Source organism: Paenibacillus sp. BT-177 (assembly GCF_025846815.2).
Lineage (GTDB): Bacteria > Bacillota > Bacilli > Paenibacillales > Paenibacillaceae > Paenibacillus > Paenibacillus polymyxa_C.
In genome coordinates this window covers 46,413-68,464 of sequence record NZ_JAOYTP010000015.1, presented here as the reverse complement: position 1 = coordinate 68,464, position 22,052 = coordinate 46,413, and the positions used below count along the sequence as shown (strand labels likewise).

The following is a 22,052-nucleotide window of genomic DNA, read 5'->3' as shown; positions in this document are numbered from 1 at the left end:
GTCTCGATTAAGAGAATTTTCGTTATAGATTATCAATAGTCGCCTCATCTGCATAGATGTTTATAAACTTCATAATTGGAACAAGCATTTGTCCTTGACACGACACAAAAGCTTGTTCAATAAACAAAAAAGCCGCTAGTAGCGACTTTTTTTGCTTCAACGTTCTTGTCCCTAGACATTTGTCCAGTTTCATGTGTTCCTATCGTTTTTCCCCTAAAATTGTATTTTTCAGGATGCATGTTCAAACTGGCTGTTATATAAATCGGCATAGAATCCGCCTTTACCCAGCAATTCCTCATGATTACCCGTTTCGATAATGTTACCGTCCTTCATGACCAGAATCAGATCGGCGTTCTTAATCGTTGAGAGACGGTGGGCAATCACAAAAGAGGTTTTCCCTACAGTAAGTCGGTCCATCGCTTGTTGAATCAGCAACTCCGTACGCGTATCGACCGAACTTGTGGCCTCGTCCAGTATGAGCATAGGCGCATCTTCAATCATGGCTCTTGCAATGGTAATCAATTGCTTTTGGCCAGCAGAGAGATTGGCTTTGTCGTCTAGTACTGTATCATAGCCCTGCGGCAGAGTTTTAAGGAAGCTGTGCAGACCCACTGCTCTACATGCGGCTTCTACCTGTTCATCGGTAACATGGTCTTGGGAAAAGACGATATTCTCACGAATCGTTCCTTCAAACAGCCATGTATCCTGCAGTACCATACAGAATAATTTATGAACATTCTCACGTGTTAATTGGCTGATCGGAGTTCCATCAATATAAATTCCCCCTCCGTTCAGCTCATAGAACCGCATGAGCAAATTCACGAGCGTCGTCTTACCAGCACCTGTCGGGCCAACAATGGCGACTTTCTGACCAGCTTCAGCTTTCATAGAGAAGTCTTTGATAATCATATGGTCTTCGTTATAACCGAAACGAACATGTTTGAATTCAACATCCCCTTTGGCGTTATCCAGCTTCATAGTCTTGTCACTTTCATCCGCCAATTCTTCTTCACCCAAAAATTCGAATACACGTTCACTGGCAGCAGCCGCCGATTGCAAATTGGTTGCAGCCTGCGCCAACTGTGACAAGGGCTGTGTAAATAGACGAATATACACCATAAAGGCCACAATAGTTCCGATCGTTATAACATGTTGGTTCACCAGCAAAGCGCCCACGATACAGACCGCTACATAACCGAAATTCCCGATGAACATCATAACCGGCATCATCAGGCCAGACATGAACTGGGATTTCCATGCATTTGTATACAATCGGCCATTAATGCCATGGAACACTTCCTTGGCTGCTTTTTCTCCGTTATATACCTTGACTACGTTATGACCAGCATAGGTTTCTTCAATATGACCGTTGATCTGGCCAAGCTCCGCTTGCTGTGCTACAAAATATTTTTGTGAATGCTTCATAATTACGGTCATCAGTGAAAAACCAATCAGGGTAGCTACAATCCCGGTAATGGTCATGATCCAGTTCGTATACAGCATCATAATCAATGCACCCACAAAGGTTGCCAGTGCGCTGACAAGTGTGCCGAGACTGTTGTTTAACGTTTGTCCGATGGTATCGACATCGTTAGTCACACGGCTGAGCACATTACCATAGCTCGTAGCATCAAAATACTTCAAAGGCATATGATTGATTTTTTGGGACAGTTCTGTCCGCATCTTCTTTGTAAGGCGCTGTGACACGGTTACCGTAATGAATCCTTGGAAATAATTAAAGATAAGGCCGAGACCATACAAAACTACCAGTACAAGAACAATCTTCTGAATAGCATTTATATCAATCCCTGTTACAATTCCTTCCTGGATCAGGTTGGCAATATCGCTGAGCTTATCCGGACCAATCACATTGAAGACGGAACCGGCCAGTGCCAGCACCATAGAGAGGATAATCATAGGCGCATAGGCCTTGATGTAGGATAAGAGCTGGCGTAAGTTTTTTCTAAAATCATTCGCTTTTTTACCAGTCCCCATCCCCTTCGTAGGACCTCTACCCATGGGACCTTGCTGTTTCATTTTGATATGCTTACTGCCGACGGTTTGTTCATTCTTGTCCATGTACGAGTTCCTCCTTCGAAAGCTGCGAATAAGCGATTTCCTGATAGGTGCTGCAATTCGCCATCAGCTCTTCATGTGTGCCGTTCCCTACAATCTCGCCCTGGTCGAGAACAATAATCCGGTCAGCGTCCTTAATGGTGCCTATGCGCTGAGCCACAATGAGTGTCGTAGCATGGCCGGTTTCTTGTTTAAGCGCAGAGCGCAGGACCCGGTCTGTTCTGTAGTCGAGTGCCGAGAAGGAATCATCGAAGATGTAAATCTCTGGCTGACGGTAGATGGCACGCGCAATGGACAGACGCTGCTTTTGACCACCCGACACGTTCGCTCCACCTTGTGAAATCCGTCCTTGATATTGACCGTCCATTTTTTCGACAAACTCCGTACCCTGAGCAATCTCCACAGCGGCTTTGACGAGTTTCTCCGAAACTTCTCCTCTTCCGTTATCGCCATACGAAACGTTGGAAGCCACTGTACCGCTGAAAAGTACGGCTCTCTGTGGGACATACCCGATTTTGTTATGGAGTGTCTGCTGCTTATAGTTTCTGACATTCACGCCATCCACAAGTACCTCACCCTCAGTCACATCGTAGAAACGGGAAATCAGATTGATCACACTGGTTTTGCCGCTGCCTGTTGCACCAATAAAGGCAACCGTCTCGCCCTGTTTTGCCGTGAAGCTAATGTTGCGAAGCACAGGCTCCTCGGCATCCGGATATTTGAAGCTGACATTACGAAATTCCACCTGACCCATAACGCCCTCTTCTCCAGCTGTCTCATGTCCGTCGATGATGCGAGATTCGGTATTCAATACCTCCATAATCCGTTTGGCAGAAATCGAAGCTCGAGGCATCAGGAAGAATATCATACTTACCATCATAAAGGCCATGACCACCTGCACCGCATATGAGGAGAATACGACCATATTAGAGAATAGCGTAATGCGGTCCGGCACGGCCGCTCCGTTAATCAGGTATGTGCCAATCCAATAGATCGAGACACTCAGACCCGACATAATAAAGGTCATCCCCGGACCAACCATTGCCATTAACCGGTTCGCAAACAGGTTTGTATTTGTCAATTCTGCATTGGCCTGTCCAAACTTCTCCTCCTGATACTGATCTGCATTATAAGCGCGCACCACCCGAAGCCCGGTCAGATGCTCACGTGTTACCCTGTTCAGATTATCGGTGAGACGTTGGATTTTTTGGAAACTCGGAAGAGCGAAAATAACAATGACACTCAGCATCAGGATCAGGACAGCCACAGCCACTCCTGTAGAGGCGGTCCACTGCCAGTTTTTATCCGCAATCTTTGCAATGGCCCACACGGCCAGAATCGGCGCCTTGATGATCACCTGCAGCCCCAGCGCAACCACCGTTTGAATTTGGGTAACATCGTTCGTGGAGCGGGTGATAAGGCTGGCTGTTGAAAAGCTGTTCATCTCTTCCATGGAAAAAGATAAGGCCTTGTCAAAGACCATCGCACGCAGACGCATGGCCAGCCCTGCCGCGACCTTTGCCGCAAAATAGCCGACAATAATAGATGCAATCATACTGCCGACAGCACATAACAGCATATAAATACCGGGAATCAGCAGTTCCGACATCGGCGTTCCTACGGTTTGCAGCTTGGTTGTAATCTCGGCCATATAATCAGGCAGCTTCAAATCCAGCCACACTTGCACAACGATGAAGGCCAAGCTGCAAAGCACGAACATCCATTCATTTTTCTTGAGATATTTGAATATCTTCAGCATTCTGTTCTTCTCCTTTATCTGAAAATCTTAGGTGTTTGGTGCAATTAACGTATCCTGCATACGTCCTCTACATAGGAATTCAGCTTTTAGAGACAATAAGCTTGATGAGTCGGATAAACTCTTTGGCATCCTGTTCGTCCAGCTTTCGAAGAATTTTCTCGCTCCATGCGACTCCTTCGTTATACCTGTCCATCATAAATTGCTTGCCTGAATCCGTAATGAATACAATCACCTTACGTTTGTCGTTAGCATCCGTACGTCGTACAACCAACCCTTTCTTCTCCAAACTTTTCAGTGCCGTTGCGATCCGTCCCGTACTGACGGACAAGTATTCGCTCAAATGGCCCGAAGTAACCCCATCCTGATGACTCAAAGCGATGAGAATCCCCATTTCACCACGAGAGAAATGCGCTCGTTCCTCTAACACCGGTTTGCGCGATTTGACGATACACTCGAATAGTTCTGTTGCTGACGCTTTATAGTCCATTGGCAGTACCACCTTCTGCATTTATCTTATACTGTAAGATAATAATGATATCCGGACATAAAGTCAATTCGGGAAAATATGTAATGGTTGAAGTTTCATGACCACTCACGACCTGAATGCGAAGAGGAATACTTCATTGCAACTTGACACAAAAAACTGCACCTCCAAAGTTAGATCGCGTCTAAAAATTGGGGTGCAGTTCACTCTGATGTTTATCATCTTCTGATGATCTAGATTAAAGTAAAGTAATCATCAGCACATTCATGCCCTCTGGACTTATCATACACAATGCGTGCAATCGCATCATGCTGATGAATGGACTCTTCATTACTGCAGTCCACCTTGAATTTACTTACCCAATGCTTTTCATACAAATCAGCAGCCACCAACCGCACTACGTCTTCAACAAATCGAGGATTCTCGTACGCACGTTCTGTAACCTGTTTCTCGTCAGGCCTTTTTAATACGGGATGAAGGCAACTGCTTGCATTGGATTCAGCGGCATCCAACAGATTTTCCTTCCAATCACTTGGCAATAATTCTCCAGGGTTGCCCTGTACCTGAATTCGTAGCATGCCACGCTGATTGTGTGCACTATATTCACTTATTTCTTTAGAACAAGGACATAACGTTGTAATCTGTATATTTAGACCTACTTTAATAATAGGAGACTTACCTGCCTCCCATGTCACAGTAATCGAAGCCAATGAATGGTTTAACCCGAATAAACCTGTTATGGGTACTCTTACTCATGTTATCCTGCTCCTTGTCAGACGCTTGCTTCGGCAACCGCACATTCGCTAAATCGTGCTCTGAACCAGTCCTCATCCAAATCTTTTCCAATTACAACGATGCGGCTTGTTCTGTCTTCATCCACATTCCATTCCCTATCAGTATCCACCCCAAATATCATGTGAACTCCCTGAAATACGACCCTTTTATTTGTTTTCTGTACATTAAGAATTCCTTTGTATCGATACGTATCAGCTGAATGCTCCACCAACCAATCGTTTATAAACTTATTCACTTTATCCAGATCCAAAGGTCTCGTTTCAGTGAGAACAATGGAGAAAACATCGTCATCATGATGATGGTGATGGTGATGATGTTCTTCCAGAAAATGTGGATCGACTTCGAGTTTGTGATCAAGATCAAATGTATTAACTCCAAGAATCTGATCCAAATTAATTAAGGATTGATGTGTACGCGTCAATCGGGCATGTGAGTTCATCTTTTTCAACCGGGATTCCAAACGAGCAATATCTTCCTTTTCGACAAGATCTATTTTGTTTAATAATATGACATCGGCAAAAGCGACTTGTTCCTTTGCCTCATGTCCGTTATCAAGATGATGTTCAGCATGTTTAGCGTCTACTACGGTTATAACAGCATCAATTTTGAAAAAGTTTGAAATCAGTGGCTCCGCAAGAAAAGTCTGAATGACCGGTCCCGGATCAGCCAAACCCGTAGTTTCGACAACGACCCGATCATATTCGACAGGTGTTGGAGTCTCTGCAAATTTGCGATGCAACAAATTTTTCATAATATCCACCAGATCACTTCGTACTGTGCAGCAGATGCAGCCATTGTTCATTTCAATAATTTCTTCGCCAGATTCCACAATTAGTTCATTATCGATGCCCACTTCTCCAAATTCATTCACAATAACAGCAATTTTATAACCATGATCTGCCCTCAATATATGATTAAGCAGCGTCGTTTTACCAGCTCCCAAAAATCCTGTAATTATCGTTACCGGAATGCGTGGATCTTGTTCCGTTTCCATGTAAGTCCCCCCCTTAAGGTCCTAATTCTAAACTGTACATTCCTTGCAAACTCCCAATCAAACTTTTCACATGTTTATTCCATGCTCAAACCCCTTCACTGCTCGTCTCTGGCATAAAATATTCCATGGATTCTCTCCCCAGTGAAATCGCGCAATATCCAACTTGTCCTATTGATGCCGTTTCTCGAACGGTTCTTCTTCGTCCGTAACAGTTACGATTAATAAAAAGCAAAAATACCCCTCACCGGATAAAACCCTTCAATGCAGATTTTTTATACATCTTCTATGAAGCAGGCCATGAAAAATCTCCCCCACAGAGGTTAGCAGTTGTCTGCTCGTGAGCTGTGCGGCGAATGTTCGCCATTTCCTTATGCACGGTAGGTAATGCAACAAGACATGCGATCAAAATAGCAATTGCTTCATCTTGGACTTCTGTTCTGTTCACCAACTCGACTTGGTAACACCAGGAATTTGTCCTTTATGAGCCAGTTCACGGAAAACAATCCGTGATACTTTAAACTTACGCAAATATCCTCTCGGGCGCCCCGTCAGTTCACAACGGTTTTTCAGTCTAGTAGGGGATGCATTACGTGGTAACTTCTGCAATGCTTCATAGTCCCCTCTTTCTTTCAGCTGACGGCGCAGCTCTGCATATTTGGCTACGGTCTCCTGACGTTTCTTCTCACGTACTACTTTTGATTTTTTGGCCATTGATTTTTCTAGCTCCTTTTAGTGATTAGATTAAATGCATGTCGGATCGGAACGCTTCATAAATAAGCCCATACGTCCAATTGAAATCCGCCCTTCGACAAAAGCCGTAATATAACCCGGCAGCCGAATTGTTTCAATCGTGGTTGCGAGCATAAAGGATAACGGTGGAATCAAGATCTCTTCACTATCAATGGAAGCAGGCTGAATCTGTTCCTCTGTCAGCGGAGATACGGTCATCCTTTTTTGCCTGATCAGGGTTCGCAGCGTGCGGTCAGATAAAATCACTTCATGCACTCCTTCTAGAATAGGTTTCATAGATCAAGATATGGGGTGTCGTTTCTCATGAACCTTTTTTACATCATTGTATTCACCCTGCATGATTGTAGGATGATTTAAATAGTAATAATTACGATTAACAAAAACTATAATCCTGTTTTGTCCACATGTCAATACAACATGTCGTTTATAAATCTACTTCCCACATTTGTTTCACATAGCATATACATAAATACATATGAGACCCAATCAAAAATTGGCTCCATAATGACAATACCCAGTGAGTACCCAAATCAGCTAATAGGCGTCTGGGTATTTTTGAATTTTTCTCTTTCTATACCTTCATGCGAGGATTATACTCCGACAGTGCATTTTCTATGTTTTCAAAATTAAGTGCTCGGTTCTCTATAATCGCTTTTCGTTTTGCTTTTAACACAATCTGCTCAATATCAGCAAAGCTGCATCCGGCAAGCAAATCTGCAGCCTGTCCAGCAAGGCTCTCCCCGATCAGCAGTTCAATGTATTGAATCCGATCCGCATGCGTTGGCAATGTATACGTCATTTTCGTGTCAAAACGGCGCCATATCGCTGTATCCAGTTCTTCCTCAAGGTTGGTGGCTGCGACAAAAACACTCTCTCCGCCGAACTCGTCTAGACATTGTAGCAGCGTGTTCACCACTCGTGCCATCTCTTTCACCTCATCATTTGAATCCCTCATACGCCCCAGGGCATCAAATTCATCAAGAAACAGAACACAAGGTGTCCCATTTGCATAGTCAAAGATCTTGCGCACATTGCTCGCTGTTTCCCCCAAATGACTATGGATAATCGCGTCAAGCCTCACTAATATAAGCGGCAGATCCAAGCGCTGCGCCAAATAAAAAGCCGTTAGTGTTTTTCCAGTTCCTGGTGGACCAAACATTACGATCTTGTTAGGCATGGGCACATCCTGCTCCTCAAACTTTTCTTTCATTCCCAAAATCGTAATAAACTCATCCACAATTGTCTGGTTTTTCTCGGCTAGTACGATTCGTTTGACCTTGCGGGCGCACTCCTTTGGTGTATATATGGTCGCCATATCAATGCCTTTGGCACGCGGGAGCCGCACAGCAGCATTGCTTTTGTTTTTATTGTTCACGGTCTTTACCTGCCCCCTTAAATAGTAATCTTTACGATTAGAAGTGTATCAAAATCAGGTTATGATTTCCACCAAACAGTTCAAATAGTTTGCTGGTATGTTTATCCTTTCATTATCTAGAATGTTTTTTCTATTATTCAATAAAAAAATACCCAGCCAAGTGACTAGGTACCATCTATTTCGTACTCATGGGAGAGTAAATAATTCTATTTTGCTTCTCTCTCCAGAAGTCCATAGACTTTGTCTTCACGCATTTATTTTCTCAAGTATGCTGGTATCTAAAATTATCTCGACACCAAAAGTCTTTGGACAAGAATACTGGCTTCATCAATGGTTTGTTTTACAATTGAAGCAGCAGGTTGGTCGTTGGCTAACCGAAGCCCCTGGCCAGCCCAAAGTGACATATACTCAGGGTTGTTTGCTTTTGCAGCCGCCTGACGAATGTCCCGGGTCATCGCGTTTTGAATAGGGTAAGCAGGGATTGTACTGGAGTACTGATGCATGTCAATCATAAATTTTGTTTGAATGCCTCTTGCAGCTTTGCCGGAGTAAGCACGTGTAATTTGAGTGGAGTCTTCATTTGTCGAGAGGATTTTCTGCTTGTACTTTTCGTGGGCACCGCTCTCAGGACAGGCTAAAAACGCAGTGCCCATCTGTACTGCAGAAGCTCCTAATAAAAGGCTTGCTGCAAGTCCCCGCCCATCCATGATTCCCCCCGCTGCGATGACCGGGATCGACACATGGTCAACGATCTGCGGAACAATAGCCATGGTGCCTATCAAAGCATCATGGGAGGCGTCTTTCAGAAAGGTCCCTCTATGCCCTCCTGCTTCACTCCCTTGAGCCACAATAGCATCTACACCCCCTGCTTCCAATTGCTTGGCTTCATCAACGGTTGTTGCAGTTCCAATGACGAATATTCCATGCTGTTTCGTGGTTTGAATCACGTTTGGAGATGGTATGCCAAACGTGAAACTAAATATGGGCACACGTTCCTCCAATAATACCTGTACCTGTTCCTCAAACGATTCTGCAGACCTCAAAATCAATGGGTTTTGAGCAGTGCCAAGTTTGATGCGATATTTATTGAGATAATCTGTCATCCGGTAGATAGCTTCTTCCGACTCTTCAGATTGCTCAGGCACAAACAAGTTTACTCCGAATGGCTGATCCGTTTGTTGCTTGATTTTTTGGATCTCCCTGCGGAGTTGTTCCGGCGTTAAGTATCCGCCTCCTAGGTTACCTAGCCCACCAGCGTTTGAAACAGCCGCTACTAATTCAGACGTCGAAACGCCACCTGCCATCGGCGCTTGAAAAATCGGGTATCGAATTTTTAGAGTACGCGTCAATTCAGTCTCAAACACTTTTAAATCCTCCTTTTAGTTAAAAATTTGAAGATCTATTGGTAGTTCAACAAGCAACAAAGTGGCAAGAAGACGCGATAGGCTGCTCTCCTTATTTTCAACAATTTTTTATACATGTTGTCTAGGCAAAAATGGAGCATTATTGCCGATTAAATAATACTCGAGTTTCATTCAAAATCAACTATACAACTTATGTTGTTTACAATAAAGAGGTTGGTTAAAGAGGAGGCGCTTATGACCAGACGGACTATTGTCTTGGAGTAATATATCTTTCAAGTACCAAAATAAAAAACTGGCGCCGACGGAATATCGACACCAGTTTTTGCCGCACAGCTTTTCCCAATACAGTGGCTTGACTAAGGAAATGCTGAATGAGATTCAACCGATTGAATAAACGATGTTAGATTGATGCTTTTAGGCAAATTACTGATCAGTGCTATTCAATAGATTCAAGCTTCCATTGTTGATTATAATTGGATGTATACCGCCATTGCTGGATAGGAACTCCCTCTGCAGTTGATAGGCCTGTGACATCAGCTGGCTTATTGGAAATTACAGGAGTGATGCGATAGTAACCATCTCCTGTAGAGATAAAAGCAAATTTTTGTTGATCTTGGTCAGTACTAGCAGCCAGTTGGAATTTAGCACCATGATCCAGAGAGCCATTTGTTACCTCGAGTGAACGTCCACTCTGCACATTCTTGATACTGTATTGACCGCCACCTAGATGCGTAACACTCCATTGCTGATTTTCTTTACCTGCATAGGTTGATTTAATTACATTTGCACCTTCTATCGTATTATCGGCTTCCATGACCTTGCCGTCCAAACCCACGTTGAAACGATAAATACCATTAGAAACATTTCCATCAGGAATGCTTACTTTATCTCCGCTGCCAGCAGGCCGGGTGTAGAGAAGAGTTCCGAAACCAAGTTGGTCAAACGTTGATGGATATTTCAAATTCGGACCACCTTCGGTACCTTCCAGGGCCATCCGGGCAGCAATATTGGGTGCAGACAGACCTTTTCGATTGACATAGTGGTTATAAATCATTGCCCAGATGGGCCGCATTTCATTACGACTGGCAGGCGATATTCCGGATTGACTATTTATCGCGCCGTTTCTACCTGATCCCCATTCATAAGTTGTAAATGGCACATCCTCGCCATTGTTGTACTTGGCAACATATTCAGCAGCACGCAGGAAACGATTGTCCGCCCATCCATAAAGGTCATCTCCCTGATTCCACGCCATTTCAGCAATTGTGGCCATTAAACCAATACCTAATTGAGTATGCGCTTGGTCCCTTCCAGACTCTTGCCATTGGGCAAGACCATCAGGATGAAGGAATGGGATCGCATTATAAATGGACCCGTTTCCTGCACCATTTTTAAAATATTCAACACCGATATCATAAATATCCCGGCGGTCACAGAATATTCCGATTGCAATGGTGGCAGCCATATTGCTTAGATCCCAGTTCGCCCAGTAATTCTGTATATATGAATCATTATGACTATTGCCATATTCATTGCCAATAAGGAATCTCTCGTTCAATGGTTTGTAAAATACGGTAAGAAGCATGTTCTGCATTTGTTCCACATTAAACCCCGGATAATCTCTCATAAGTTCTGCTGCATTAGCCAACTCATATCCATAAATTCCCGCCGCTAAGTAGCGATCAGCATTGCCGGAAATCGTTTTAAGATTAGAGGACCAGGCATTCAAAATATCACGAGCTATATCATTGTAAAACACAGCTACATTTTGCCCACTTCCTCCCCGGATAATGGTAGAAGTAGCGCGTGGTTTCCATCCAGCCTGTGATAGTGGACTGGACAGCAATTGATTCCAACCATCCAAATAGGGTTGTCTGCCTTCATTAATCATTTGCTTAATTCGGTCAAAATCTTCTTTCGTATGTAATAGGCCAGGATGAGCAAATCCAGTGGATGCTGCAGCTTTAGGCAATGTTTTCTCAGTGAATTCAAACGTACTTATTACTAGGCAAAAAATAATGGATACTAATAGTATTCTTTTCAACATTTACATTCCCCTTATTAGTGTGTTTAAAATAAATCCTCCGCTATTTTATCCTCGATCCCTTTATGTAATTCTCCTTTGAGTTGGTATATATACCTGTTTTTTCTGCGCTATTATGTTTATCGGCTCCAGTTTCATTTTCAAACCATGGAGTTATGGAGTGTAGAGGCGATTACACAAACCGTTATGAGTGGGCTTGGATTTTCTTTTTTGCCTTATATTACAGTTAAAGAAACGTAAATAGAGGAAAACTTAAATTGTAAATCATTCCAAAAAGCTCGATCCTATATACTCCCCTACGCTGATTAAAAAGAAAAAGTGGCGTAATTAAGTTGTCTTTTTTCTTTTAATGCTTCATAGTGGATTTCTATCAATGTATCTTTTATTTAATATACTAACCCGCCTCCTGTAGAAATCTGATTACTGAGTTGTTTATTCTTCATATTAATTTGTTCTCATAGATTACTTGATTGGAACCAAAATATATCAGTCATGAAAGTATCTTTACGTATCAAGGATTGTAATGCAACTCATTAGCTGTACTTCTTGCTTTCAACATTACAAAAATTGACATTTCCAATGAAAATAAGTAGTATAAATAGAAAGATTTATACAAAAAAGAGACCCTACCTCATTCCCCTCTATTCAAATTCTTGATCCTACCTATCTTATTTTAAGGAGTGAAAATGCTATGCGCGCACGAACGTTAAAAGCGAGTACAAGGAATGTAATCGGTAGCTATTACAAATGGATCGCAGCTGGTATGATTGTAACTCTCACGGGATGCTCGCTTGCATCCGCCGCTCCTTCACCCTCACTCTCATCCTCAAGTAAAACTAGTGAACCTACCTCCTCCCTGGTTACATTTCAGTTGCAAGAGGCTACGATTGCTCAGATGCAGGACGCGATGAAGTCAGGAGCACTATCGAGTGTCGAGCTCACAGCCATGTACCTTAACCGGGTATATGCCTATGATTCTAGTGGCATTCGGCTGAATTCCATCCCTGTTCTGAATCCTGACGTACTAAAAGAAGCCGCTCAGGCTGATCAGCAAAGGGCTCAGGGGATTAATACCGGGCCTCTGCAAGGCATCCCCTACACGGTTAAAGACAGTTACAAGGTTAAGGGACTCACTGTTGCTTCTGGATCTCCGGCTTTCAAAAACCTGATGGCAAAAGATGATGCCTTTACAGTAGAGAAGATACGCAAATCCGGTGGGGTGCTCATTGGTAAAACCAATATGCCGCCAATGGCAGCCGGTGGAATGCAAAGAGGCGTTTATGGTCGTGCCGAAAGTCCGTACAATCCAGATTATTTGGCTGCAGCCTGGTACTCTGGCTCCTCTAACGGATCTGGCGTGTCAACAGCCGCCAACCTCGCTGCCTTCGGTATGGGGGAAGAAACGGTATCCTCTGGAAGATCACCAGCTTCGAACAATGGTTTAATTGCCTACACCCCATCTCGGGGCCTAATCTCCATTCGGGGGAATTGGCCGCTCTTCCCTATACGGGATGTCGTCGTCCCACATACGAGGACTGTCGAGGACATGCTCCGTTTGCTTGACGTGATCGTTGTAGAAGACAAAATCACCAAGGGTGATTTCTGGCGAGAACAGAAAGCCGTTCGGCTCCCTTCTGTCAACAGTGTCCGTCCCAATTCCTATCTGGAGTTGCGAGATACTCAAGCTTTGAAAGGCAAACGTATTGGTGTTCCAAAAATCTATATCGGTAAGGACCCTGAAACCACAACTCCGATTAAATTCAGACCTTCAATACAGGCATTATGGGAAAAAGCCGTAAAAGATTTAACTGCTCTTGGAGCTGAGGTTGTGGAAGTTGACTTCCCCTTGCAGATAAACAGCGAGAAGGATCGGCCAACAGCGAAAACACCTGAAAAGCGTGGGTTGATGCCAGCAAAATGGGCTGAAAAGGAATTCGGACTGCTTAATCCCTATGCAGCTGAGGAATTCCTTAAAAATGTGGGCGATCCGAATTTCCCGTCATGGGCTAATATCGACCCTGCAACCGTCTTTCCAAATCCGCCCGGTTCGGTTGATGCCAAACGTGGCAGAGACCTTGGTCACTATGACGTATTCATTGACACCATAAAGAAAGGCGTCACCCCTTACGAACAAATTCCTCAGTTTCAAGAAGGGCTACGGGGGCTTGAAAATGTACGAAAGATTGATTTTGAAAATTGGATGAAGCAAAATAACCTTGATTTTATAGTTTTCCCGGCCAATTCGAATATCGGCAAAGCGGACTCCGATGTGAATGAAACATCCTATGAGGAGGCTTGGGAGAATGGCAACTATTTCTCCAATACGAATTTCCTTCTACGCGAGTACGGAATCCCGAGTGTCTCTGTGAGTATGGGCGCTATGAAGGATACCGGTATGCCCGTCAATCTGACGATGGCAGGTGCCGCATATAGCGATAATGACCTGCTTCGATACGCTTATTCCTATGAGCAGGCAACCAAAAACCGTCCTATTGCAACACGCACGCCAGCGCTTGAGGATGAAACCTTTTCCTATAACCCGCAAACTGCTCTCCCACCCTCTAAACGCAAGGAAACAGAAGCTCCTGCACTTAAGTTGAATGCTTTGCTCAAGGGCGATATTCTCGCTTTGAAAGGTTCAGTCACAGATCAAAGTGAAATCGCTCAGCTCAAAGTTTATGTCAATGGCATGCGTGTCGCTATTACAGAAAATAAAGCTAATTGGTCAGCAACACTTCCAACTACGATATACAAACAGAGTGGTGCCTCCCAAGCCGATACACTGCATATTCTTGTGCTTGCAAAGGATATTTACGGAAATACCTCTGCTCAAATCAAATCTGTCACATTACCCCAATGACGAAGGACATCATAGAACATAAATTAGCAAACTCCCTAGCTGCTTTCCCAGTATAGGGAGTTTGTCTTCAAATCCCATCATTGTTCAGCCTACAAGCTTTAGTCCAACCGCTGAGCTGAGTACCATCACAATAAACAAAATTCTCGTGGTATTACGCGGTTCACCATAAAAGATCATACCCAGTATGGCCCCACCCGAAGCTCCAATACCAGTCCAGACGGCATAGGCTGTTCCCATGGGTAGTGCTTCCATGGCCAGGTTTAAAAAGAAAAAACTCAATCCAAAGCCTCCAAGCAAGCAGAAAATGGAAAAGAAATTCCGGTCCTTATGAAGCTTATTAATCATGAGAACTCCAATCATTTCAAATACGCCTGCCAAAATCAGAAATACCCAGTTCATCCGTTAGTGCACCTCTTTTCCTTGTTTCTTCTCTTTATTCTGTTTTTTGAGTCCTACAACTCCGAGCAGAAGCAACCCAATCAGCATGAATTTAGATCCCTGCACCTCAGCACCAAACAACAATATTTCTGCCAATACAGTTCCGGCTGTTCCCAAACCGACAAACACTGCATATACGGTTCCAACCGGAAGCGTGCGGGAAGCCATAATCATGAGTATGAAACTTACAAAAATAGCAACCAAAGTCCCTCCCCACTCTAACCATCCACTGGCATGTTTCAGCCCGATAACCCATGCAACTTCAAATAATGCCGCAATTACAACAGATAACCATGTCTTGTTCATTTTGTACTTCCTCCTTTTTGATAACGCTGCAAATGTAATATGGATCAAAGCAGCAATTAAAAAAAGCCCGAGATCATACTGCATACAGCAGTTTTTCTCCCAGGCTTTTATCCCTCCGTGACACAGTACAACGACTGTGAGTTTTCTCTCGGACCAGCCGATATGACATCGCGGAACCCTAGAAAACATTTTTAAATTCAATTATAGTATCATTGATTTGGTCATTATGAAATCAATTTGTTCTTCATCCCCCATATAAAAAGAGTGTGCACCCGTTTGAACAAACCCCATTTTCTTATAAAAAGCAATGGCATTTTCATTTTTTTCCCATACCCCGAGCCAGACCTTCTTTTTATTATGTCCCAGTGCAATTTCCATAGCTTTATTTAACAGATATTTACCAAGCCCATGTTTTTGAAATTTGTTTTTGATATAAATCCTCTCAACTTCGAGTGACTCATCACCCATTTTTTCGGATTGGGCATCATTTATATTTACTTTTAAAAATCCAGCAAGTTCTTCATTAAAATAAACGAAAAAGAATTCTGAAGAGACATTGGACAATTCCTTCTCTAACTGTTTCGAGTTAAATGCTCTTTCCAGATAGGCTTGCATATTTTCAGGTGAATTTTGTTCTTTAAAAGTATCGTTGAATGTTTCAATGCTTATTTCTTGGAGTGTTTGTAAATCTGCACGGCTGCATTTGATAATTTTCGCATTCATTATAAATTTATGCTCCTTCATATAAATCAATTAGTAATTTCTTTTGTTCCCTTTTTTCACAAATTCCCATTCATCGCTTATATTTTTTCTTACTCTTTGAAGTAGATTAAAAATGGTGTTTACTTCACTTTCCGAAAATCCCGCTAAGGCAACATTATCCGAATAATCATGTTCTCTTTTTATGAAAGGATAGACATTATTTCCCTTTTCTGTTGGAAAGAGTTTATTAATTTTTTTGTTATGCTGATCCTCTTTCTTTTCAATAAACCCATTAATTACAAGTTTTTGGATAGCACGAGATGCGGTTGTTCGATCTACTTTTATCATCTCAGCTAACTTTTCTTGAATGATTCCTGGGTTTTCACATATTCGTACAAGGTATAAATACTGTCCTTTTGTAAGGTCATATTCTTTAAATTCAATATTACTTATCGAATCTAATGCTCTGGCTATCATCCCAATTTCACGAAGTACTTCCTTCATAATGAACTCCTTTGCCCCTATTTTGTTGCAAATGCAATAAACATGGTATATATTTAATCTACCCTAACTTTGTTGCATTTGCAATATAAAATTATATTAAAGAGGTCGAGTAAAGTGAAATATGTTTTTTTTGTAATAGGTATTTTTATATTATCCCTTGGTATTTCTTTCACTATACAATCAGACCTTGGGACATCACCTTTTGATGCGCTTTTGGTAGGACTATCCACAAATGTGGGGCTTACTGTAGGAAGTTGGGAAATCATAATGGCTTTGATTTTGATCTGTTGTAATTCACTTTTAAATAGACAAAGACCAGAAGTTTTGGGGTTGTTAACAGCATTTATAACGGGGATTGGTATTGATATGTGGCTTTTTTTATTGCAGGATGTGTTAACGCCTGAACTATGGTACAGCAAAGTTGTTTGTTTTGGAATTGGTTTAATTGTTGTTGGATTAGGAACTGCAACCTATTTACAGACAAACTTTGCGCCCATTCCAGTTGACCGATTAACAATAATCGTACAGGAATTAACTAGAACAAATCTATTTTTTTCAAGAACATTCATTTACCTCATATTCTTGGTCATAGCGTTCATTTTAAATGGACCCATTGGCATCGGAACTTTGTTAACTGTTTGTCTAGGAGGGTTAATACTCAATTATTTCATGCCCCTCACTGGAAAAGTATTAGATCGCATCTTAACACACTCTGGTACATCACCAAATCATGATAAAGACAAAAAGCATTCAATATAGAATGCTTTTTGTCTTTCTAATTCAACTAACCTGATCTGAAGACGTAATATCATTACATTAATTTCGATATAGAATCTTTATTTTCAATTTTAAGTTTCTCTAGAAGAATTGGTACAGTTATTTGTCTCTTAATTGGTACTTTAATTGTGTCTTATTCATTTTTATAATGTGTTTGTATTTTGAAGGTCAATTCATAAAGGAGTGTAACTTTATGTTCCACGGATTATCTGCTTTTCCACTCACACCGGTTAATGAGACAGGCATTGACGAAAAAGCATTTGTGACGCTGATTCAACGATTAGTTGCAGCTGGTGTAGACTCAATTGGTGCATTAGGTTCAACTGGAAATTATGCATATCTTAATCGAGAAGAACGTTTACGTGTTCTTCAACTTGCTGTCCACTCAGCCGAGGGGATTCCCGTGATGACAAGTATAAGTGCGATTCGTACCTTAGAAGTACTTCGATTAGCGGAAGATGCACAAAGAGCAGGAGCAAGTGCAGTTCTACTAGCCCCTATCTCCTATCAAACACTAACGAATGAAGAAGTATTTTCACTCTATGAACAGGTAACCCGTTCACTCTCCATTCCACTTTGTGTCTATGATAATCCAGGTACCTCCCATTTTCATTTCAGTGACGAATTGCACGGCCGAATTGCTGAGTTACCTCATGTTGGTTCTATTAAGATTCCCGGAGTACCTACTGATCCCGAAGCAGCCAAGACACGCATCAAAAAACTACGAGAGTCGATTCCTCCCCATGTAACTATAGGAGTAAGTGGAGATTCATTTGCAGTCACTGGCTTGAATGCAGGTTGTGAAGCATGGTACTCCGTTCTCGGCGGTTTGTTTCCAAAGACGTGTCTAAAAATAACCCGATTGGCCCAGGACGGTGTTGCTGACGAAGCAGAACGGATCTCGGCGCTACTTGAACCTATTTGGACGTTATTTCATCAGTATGGTAGCCTTCGTGTTGTTTCAGCAGCAGCAGAAATAAGTGGCTTGATCTCAAGTCCCAACCTTCCTTTGCCCTTACAACCATTGAATCCATCAGCTAGAGAATACTTGAAACTCATATTAAACAATCTTCAGGACTGAATTGTTTCTTTTACTATTTATTAAAAAAGAGCGGAACCTCAACATGTATCTAAATTCCGCTCTTTCAGCATGGAGACGCTGCTTTAGCTTAGGACTGTTTTCTTATCGAATCCGTCCAGAGAGCATCCACAGGCGGTAATTCGCTCCCTTGTGTCATATATATCCGGTCGACTCTGAGTTGCGACTTTCGAGCTAAGATCGAAAACAGATGATCACCACGGGGCAATTCCAAATCCGACAGTAAACACCAATAGTACACTTGAGCGGTGTTATACGTATGCAGTGTACCCTTTCCCTGTTGTTCGGATAAAGGTCTTACTACGCCGTCCAGCGATAAGTAGCATGAATCGGATTGGTCGTTATGATGTCGAACCAAAATCCAAATATGGTAAATACCTGGATTTGTGATATTTATTTTGTAATGCATGGCTGGAGCAATCTCCGGGTTCTCCCACTGTCTTCCAGGCTCAGAAACATGCATGGCGAAACCTGTCCTTCCATTGGTTTCTGCTTGTAAGTGGCTCCAATGAATAGCAGTACCGTCTTTACTGGAGGTGAGATATGCATTTTCGGAGTTTTCCAACGCATATTCGGCTTCGATTGCAACGATGCCGTTCGATTCGATAAACATACCCGCACCAAATACTTTTATAACATCCTTTGTACCATCAGCATCACAAATGTCTACATAGCGTTTATCCCCTAACGTGGTCTGCGGAACATCAAAACATTTCAAGAAGATTTCATCGATGGTGGCGTAAAAATCTCTTGTGGCATAAAGGACGACGGGAAGAGGTACTTCATGCTCTCCCGCTTCGTAAAATTGATTACATAATTGTTCGACTTCATTCCAATTCACAGTAGGACTTTCCAGTCCATGATCGGCTACCAGCCTATGATGATGCTCACTGGAAATCGGTCCTAAATTGCTCGTTTTTTGCTCTTTCGTATATATCACGAACTTGTTGATAGTGACATAAGGATCTACCATATAAATTCTTAAGGCATGTATACCGGAAGCTAGGTAGGGCAGCTCCACTCTTATCTTCTCACCGTTATTAAAAACGGATTCCTGCCAGGTGCCCAGCCACTCGTCACGAGTCTCTGATTCTACCAGAATAGGTGCTGTATCATCGACTCCGATACCGAAACGAATGTTGCCTGTCGAATTTAAAGTAAGAAAACGGTGAATCTCTAAGGTAAACTGCCCAGCCTCTTTCAAAAAAATATCGTATCCTAAATATGGATGATTCTTAAACTCTCCTCCAAGGGGTCGTAGTTCACCGTTCCAGGCCATCATCGCGGCTCCCTCATATCTTCCCATCCCCGGTATGACTACCCAACCAGACTTATCGGTCGAATCTGCACCGGGAACATTATGGTCGTAGGAGGCTGCTGGGATAGACACATACCCGTCTGCCTCTATATGTCCGTAAAACGTTTCAGGAACATTTACACCTTCCTCAACTTGCACCTTTATTAGAACAGAAGTCATATCTTTATGGTTTCGGACGGTCAGTTGTCCAGTCTTTCCAGCATGCTGATGCGGATCAATGACCGAGACAAGAATTCTTTTCTCCGTTTGGATCAATCCTTCACTTTCGGAAAGAATGATCCAATCTTCGCCTTCCATTATCTCAATCGTGAATGGAATAGTCCCGTTCCCCTGGTTACCAATCTCAAACCATTTTTGTTTTTGACCATGGATGGAAAAGCGCAGTGTTGTTTCTTCATTCCAAAAGTCGATTCTCATTCCACCCTGAGCAATTTTCAATGCGGGCTTTCGCGCAGGATACAAGGCGGTAGGCGGTGGTGGAAAGTTTTCCGGTGTGAGGATTCCATTCCACTTGCCTTCACTCATTTTTGCATTATAGAAATGAAGCATTCTTCGCTTGTAGTCCGCCATTTTTATCGAAAGCTCCACATATCGGTCAGCAGCCTGCATGTTTCCGCGCTCGTAAGAAAGCGTGCTTCTGTCGGCAAAATAAAACTCATGGTTGGTATAATATGACGTGTGAATTTTCATGAGAAACATCTGGAAAAATGCAGCCCGCTCCTGGACCGGAAGGCTGTACATTATGGCATTGCCTCGACGAAAAATATCCTCCAGCCGCATTAATCTGCGCCCTGCTTCATCACCTAATACAGTTTGTGAAAACACATTGGATTGCATATGTTCGATCTTTCGTACATTAGTGACCTGTGCAAATGTTTCATATAATTCCGCAGCTTCAGGTCCGTGGTTGCCGGAAAAATTGGCGTTTATCCAAGATTCGACGAATTGGGATGCATTCTTGGTCATTCCTACCTCTTTGCCGGCTTCCCAGCCAGATCGCAAAAAGAATTCCATATCCTGTTCAAGGGGCTTCAACCCACCAACATTCAGAATCCACAATTTTCGGATTCCGGATTCATAAGATTTTTTCAATTCATTCCCTGTATGGGCCAATGGAATTGAATTGATAAAGAGATAGCTCATCGCCGTTCCTGGAGCTGCCCAGTAAGAGTTGTGATAATACAAACCGTTGCCTCCACTGCGTTGCCGTTCCTTCTCATTCGGGTATCGGCGCATATGCCCAAAGTTGTCGTTTGCCCAAATGAGAGTCACACCTTCAGGTATATCAAGACCTCGGTCATATAGCTCTAGTACTTCTTTGTACGGGATAAATGTCTGTAATGAAGCATTTTCTTTTGATTCGCCGATCACGTCCTTGAGAATTTGCTTTTGATCTTGTATGACCTTTCCTAGCAGAGAACACTTGGCTTCTGCCCGTTCTTCCTTAGTCATGGAATTGTCCTCATCAATGGCCTGCGTATGAAATCCCGAATCATGGATTCCACGCATGCCAACCGTATAACACACTTCGTAATTTTTATTCTTCTCGACACTTTCCCGCCAATACTCCTGTAGAATCTCGCGATTTCGGCCTTCGATGGAATAATCGTATGAGGCGTCGTCATAACCCTTGGCTGCAAGCCATGGCTCCCATTCATTCTGGTTGCTGCGAAGCAACATATCGCAATGCGACGTGCCTACAACAATCCCCATTTTTTCAGCGAGTGCTCCATTTTCGGGATTCTCATTAAAATAATTCACATGCATGGCAGGCCAGATGAAATTGGCCTTCAGTCGAAGTAAAAGTTCGAAAATGGATTGATACGCGGCAGGCCCGATCGTGCCATCTTGCGTATGAATCTTGGCCCAGTCATCATGCTCTTCCTCATCATTCAGGAAAATCCCCCGGTACTGAACCGCTGGCCAATCTGCTTTGGAGTAGTCCAAAGGCAGACAAAATACATCGTAGGTTTTCACCGGTACATCCGCCCAGTAATACCACGGAGACACACCCATTGCCTCGCACAAGTCATAGATTCCGAAGATGGTACCGCGCCTGTCGGTTCCTATGATATATAAGACACCGTCAATGACTTCCTGAAGAAACGCTTCCCACCGATACGAGCCATCCTCCAGCGCTAGTTTTTTCAGCGATACCCCTTTTTCTTGCAGATAAGCGAGTAACGGCTCATTGTCTGTGATCGTGCCGATCACGATGCTGCTTTGATCCATTTCTTTTGCTCGCAATAGCTTACAACCGCAAACCCAATCAATATCTCGCATAAGATTGCAAAAGGAAAGATGCACCGCGCTGTTTTCCGTTTCGGAAACAAAAACAGGCACCGTGTGATTTCTTTTCAACAGTTCAAATTCATTCTGGGTTCCTTGGTGTGATTTCAAGTGTCTA

General features: G+C 42.9%; 20 protein-coding genes, 1 pseudogene and 1 riboswitch. Of the genes and pseudogenes, 5 read left to right on the top strand and 16 right to left on the bottom strand.

Translation table 11 applies throughout. The features are described from left to right. Positions 1-228 precede the first annotated feature (228 nt). The 10 genes from OIU26_RS24550 to OIU26_RS24505 form a co-directional block, all read right to left on the bottom strand. The gene (locus OIU26_RS24550) at positions 229-2,079 is read right to left on the bottom strand and encodes an ABC transporter ATP-binding protein (protein WP_264218315.1); all 1,851 of its coding nucleotides are present in this window, start codon (positions 2,077-2,079) and stop codon (positions 229-231) included. Further along, positions 2,066-3,835, bottom strand: a complete 1,770-nt coding sequence (locus OIU26_RS24545; protein ID WP_264218314.1) for an ABC transporter ATP-binding protein — start codon at positions 3,833-3,835, stop codon at positions 2,066-2,068. Before OIU26_RS24545 ends, OIU26_RS24550 begins: the two co-directional genes overlap by 14 nt. A gap of 79 nt (positions 3,836-3,914) precedes the next feature. Then, on the bottom strand, positions 3,915-4,322 hold the full coding sequence (locus tag OIU26_RS24540; protein WP_013371190.1) for a MarR family winged helix-turn-helix transcriptional regulator: 408 nt from the start codon (positions 4,320-4,322) through the stop codon (positions 3,915-3,917). 230 nt (positions 4,323-4,552) lie between these two features. Then, positions 4,553-5,059, bottom strand: a complete 507-nt coding sequence (locus OIU26_RS24535; RefSeq protein ID WP_436449213.1) for a GTP cyclohydrolase, FolE2/MptA family — start codon at positions 5,057-5,059, stop codon at positions 4,553-4,555. A 32-nt stretch (positions 5,060-5,091) separates the two neighbouring features. Continuing rightward, positions 5,092-6,108, bottom strand: a complete 1,017-nt coding sequence (locus OIU26_RS24530; protein WP_264218313.1) for a CobW family GTP-binding protein — start codon at positions 6,106-6,108, stop codon at positions 5,092-5,094. 283 nt (positions 6,109-6,391) lie between these two features. Then, positions 6,392-6,553, bottom strand: a complete 162-nt coding sequence (locus OIU26_RS24525; RefSeq protein ID WP_264218312.1) for a hypothetical protein — start codon at positions 6,551-6,553, stop codon at positions 6,392-6,394. Further along, the gene (gene rpsN / locus OIU26_RS24520) at positions 6,550-6,819 is read right to left on the bottom strand and encodes a 30S ribosomal protein S14 (protein WP_025678316.1); all 270 of its coding nucleotides are present in this window, start codon (positions 6,817-6,819) and stop codon (positions 6,550-6,552) included. Before rpsN ends, OIU26_RS24525 begins: the two co-directional genes overlap by 4 nt. A 30-nt stretch (positions 6,820-6,849) precedes the next feature. Continuing rightward, on the bottom strand, positions 6,850-7,134 hold the full coding sequence (locus OIU26_RS24515; RefSeq protein ID WP_264218311.1) for a dCTP deaminase domain-containing protein: 285 nt from the start codon (positions 7,132-7,134) through the stop codon (positions 6,850-6,852). A gap of 295 nt (positions 7,135-7,429) precedes the next feature. Beyond that, the gene (locus OIU26_RS24510; RefSeq protein ID WP_090739200.1) at positions 7,430-8,233 is read right to left on the bottom strand and encodes an AAA family ATPase; all 804 of its coding nucleotides are present in this window, start codon (positions 8,231-8,233) and stop codon (positions 7,430-7,432) included. Positions 8,234-8,517: 284 nt separating this feature from the next. Next, positions 8,518-9,597 (bottom strand): nitronate monooxygenase, encoded by a 1,080-nt coding sequence (locus OIU26_RS24505; RefSeq protein WP_264218310.1) that lies wholly within the window; start codon positions 9,595-9,597, stop codon positions 8,518-8,520. Positions 9,598-9,847: 250 nt separating this feature from the next. Between OIU26_RS24505 and OIU26_RS24500 the strand changes: the two genes are divergently transcribed. Then, entirely contained in the window at positions 9,848-9,991 is a 144-nt protein-coding gene (locus OIU26_RS24500; protein WP_013371184.1) for a hypothetical protein, read from the top strand. Positions 9,992-10,033: 42 nt separating this feature from the next. Here OIU26_RS24500 and OIU26_RS24495 read toward each other — a convergent pair whose 3' ends face one another. Then, positions 10,034-11,644, bottom strand: a complete 1,611-nt coding sequence (locus tag OIU26_RS24495) for an RICIN domain-containing protein (RefSeq protein ID WP_264218309.1) — start codon at positions 11,642-11,644, stop codon at positions 10,034-10,036. A gap of 135 nt (positions 11,645-11,779) precedes the next feature. Between OIU26_RS24495 and OIU26_RS24490 the strand changes: the two are divergent. Next, a pseudogene (locus tag OIU26_RS24490) lies at positions 11,780-11,972 on the top strand (LysR family transcriptional regulator); the annotation flags it as partial. A 360-nt stretch (positions 11,973-12,332) separates the two neighbouring features. Beyond that, positions 12,333-14,501, top strand: a complete 2,169-nt coding sequence (locus OIU26_RS24485; RefSeq protein WP_264218308.1) for an amidase — start codon at positions 12,333-12,335, stop codon at positions 14,499-14,501. Between the two features lie 84 nt (positions 14,502-14,585). On the opposite strand, the gene OIU26_RS24480 is transcribed toward OIU26_RS24485, so the two are convergent. The 4 genes from OIU26_RS24480 to OIU26_RS24465 all read right to left on the bottom strand — a co-directional run bounded on the left by OIU26_RS24480 (position 14,586) and on the right by OIU26_RS24465 (position 16,451). Next, positions 14,586-14,900 carry a DMT family transporter gene (locus OIU26_RS24480; RefSeq protein ID WP_264218307.1) on the bottom strand — a complete coding sequence of 105 codons (315 nt, stop codon included), beginning with the start codon at positions 14,898-14,900 and terminating at the stop codon, positions 14,586-14,588. A 3-nt stretch (positions 14,901-14,903) separates the two neighbouring features. Beyond that, a complete protein-coding gene (locus tag OIU26_RS24475) occupies positions 14,904-15,245 on the bottom strand; it encodes an SMR family transporter (protein WP_264218306.1) in 342 nt (113 codons plus the stop codon). A gap of 94 nt (positions 15,246-15,339) precedes the next feature. Beyond that, positions 15,340-15,438: riboswitch (guanidine-I (ykkC/yxkD leader) on the bottom strand. Between the two features lie 8 nt (positions 15,439-15,446). Then, complete coding sequence (locus OIU26_RS24470) at positions 15,447-15,968, bottom strand: GNAT family N-acetyltransferase (protein WP_102163756.1); 522 nt, start codon at positions 15,966-15,968, stop codon at positions 15,447-15,449. 30 nt (positions 15,969-15,998) lie between these two features. Beyond that, positions 15,999-16,451, bottom strand: coding sequence for a MarR family winged helix-turn-helix transcriptional regulator (locus OIU26_RS24465; RefSeq protein ID WP_058831435.1), 453 nt, complete (start codon positions 16,449-16,451; stop codon positions 15,999-16,001). Between the two features lie 114 nt (positions 16,452-16,565). On the opposite strand from OIU26_RS24465, the gene OIU26_RS24460 reads away from it, so the two are divergent. Together OIU26_RS24460 and OIU26_RS24455 are read left to right on the top strand one after the other, a co-directional pair. Next, complete coding sequence (locus OIU26_RS24460; RefSeq protein ID WP_264218305.1) at positions 16,566-17,210, top strand: YczE/YyaS/YitT family protein; 645 nt, start codon at positions 16,566-16,568, stop codon at positions 17,208-17,210. Positions 17,211-17,421: 211 nt separating this feature from the next. After that, complete coding sequence (locus OIU26_RS24455; protein WP_264218304.1) at positions 17,422-18,309, top strand: dihydrodipicolinate synthase family protein; 888 nt, start codon at positions 17,422-17,424, stop codon at positions 18,307-18,309. Positions 18,310-18,397: 88 nt separating this feature from the next. Here OIU26_RS24455 and OIU26_RS24450 read toward each other — a convergent pair whose 3' ends face one another. Beyond that, positions 18,398-22,045: a glycosyl hydrolase 115 family protein gene (locus tag OIU26_RS24450; protein ID WP_264218303.1), complete on the bottom strand. Its 3,648-nt coding sequence runs from the start codon at positions 22,043-22,045 to the stop codon at positions 18,398-18,400. Positions 22,046-22,052 lie beyond the last annotated feature (7 nt).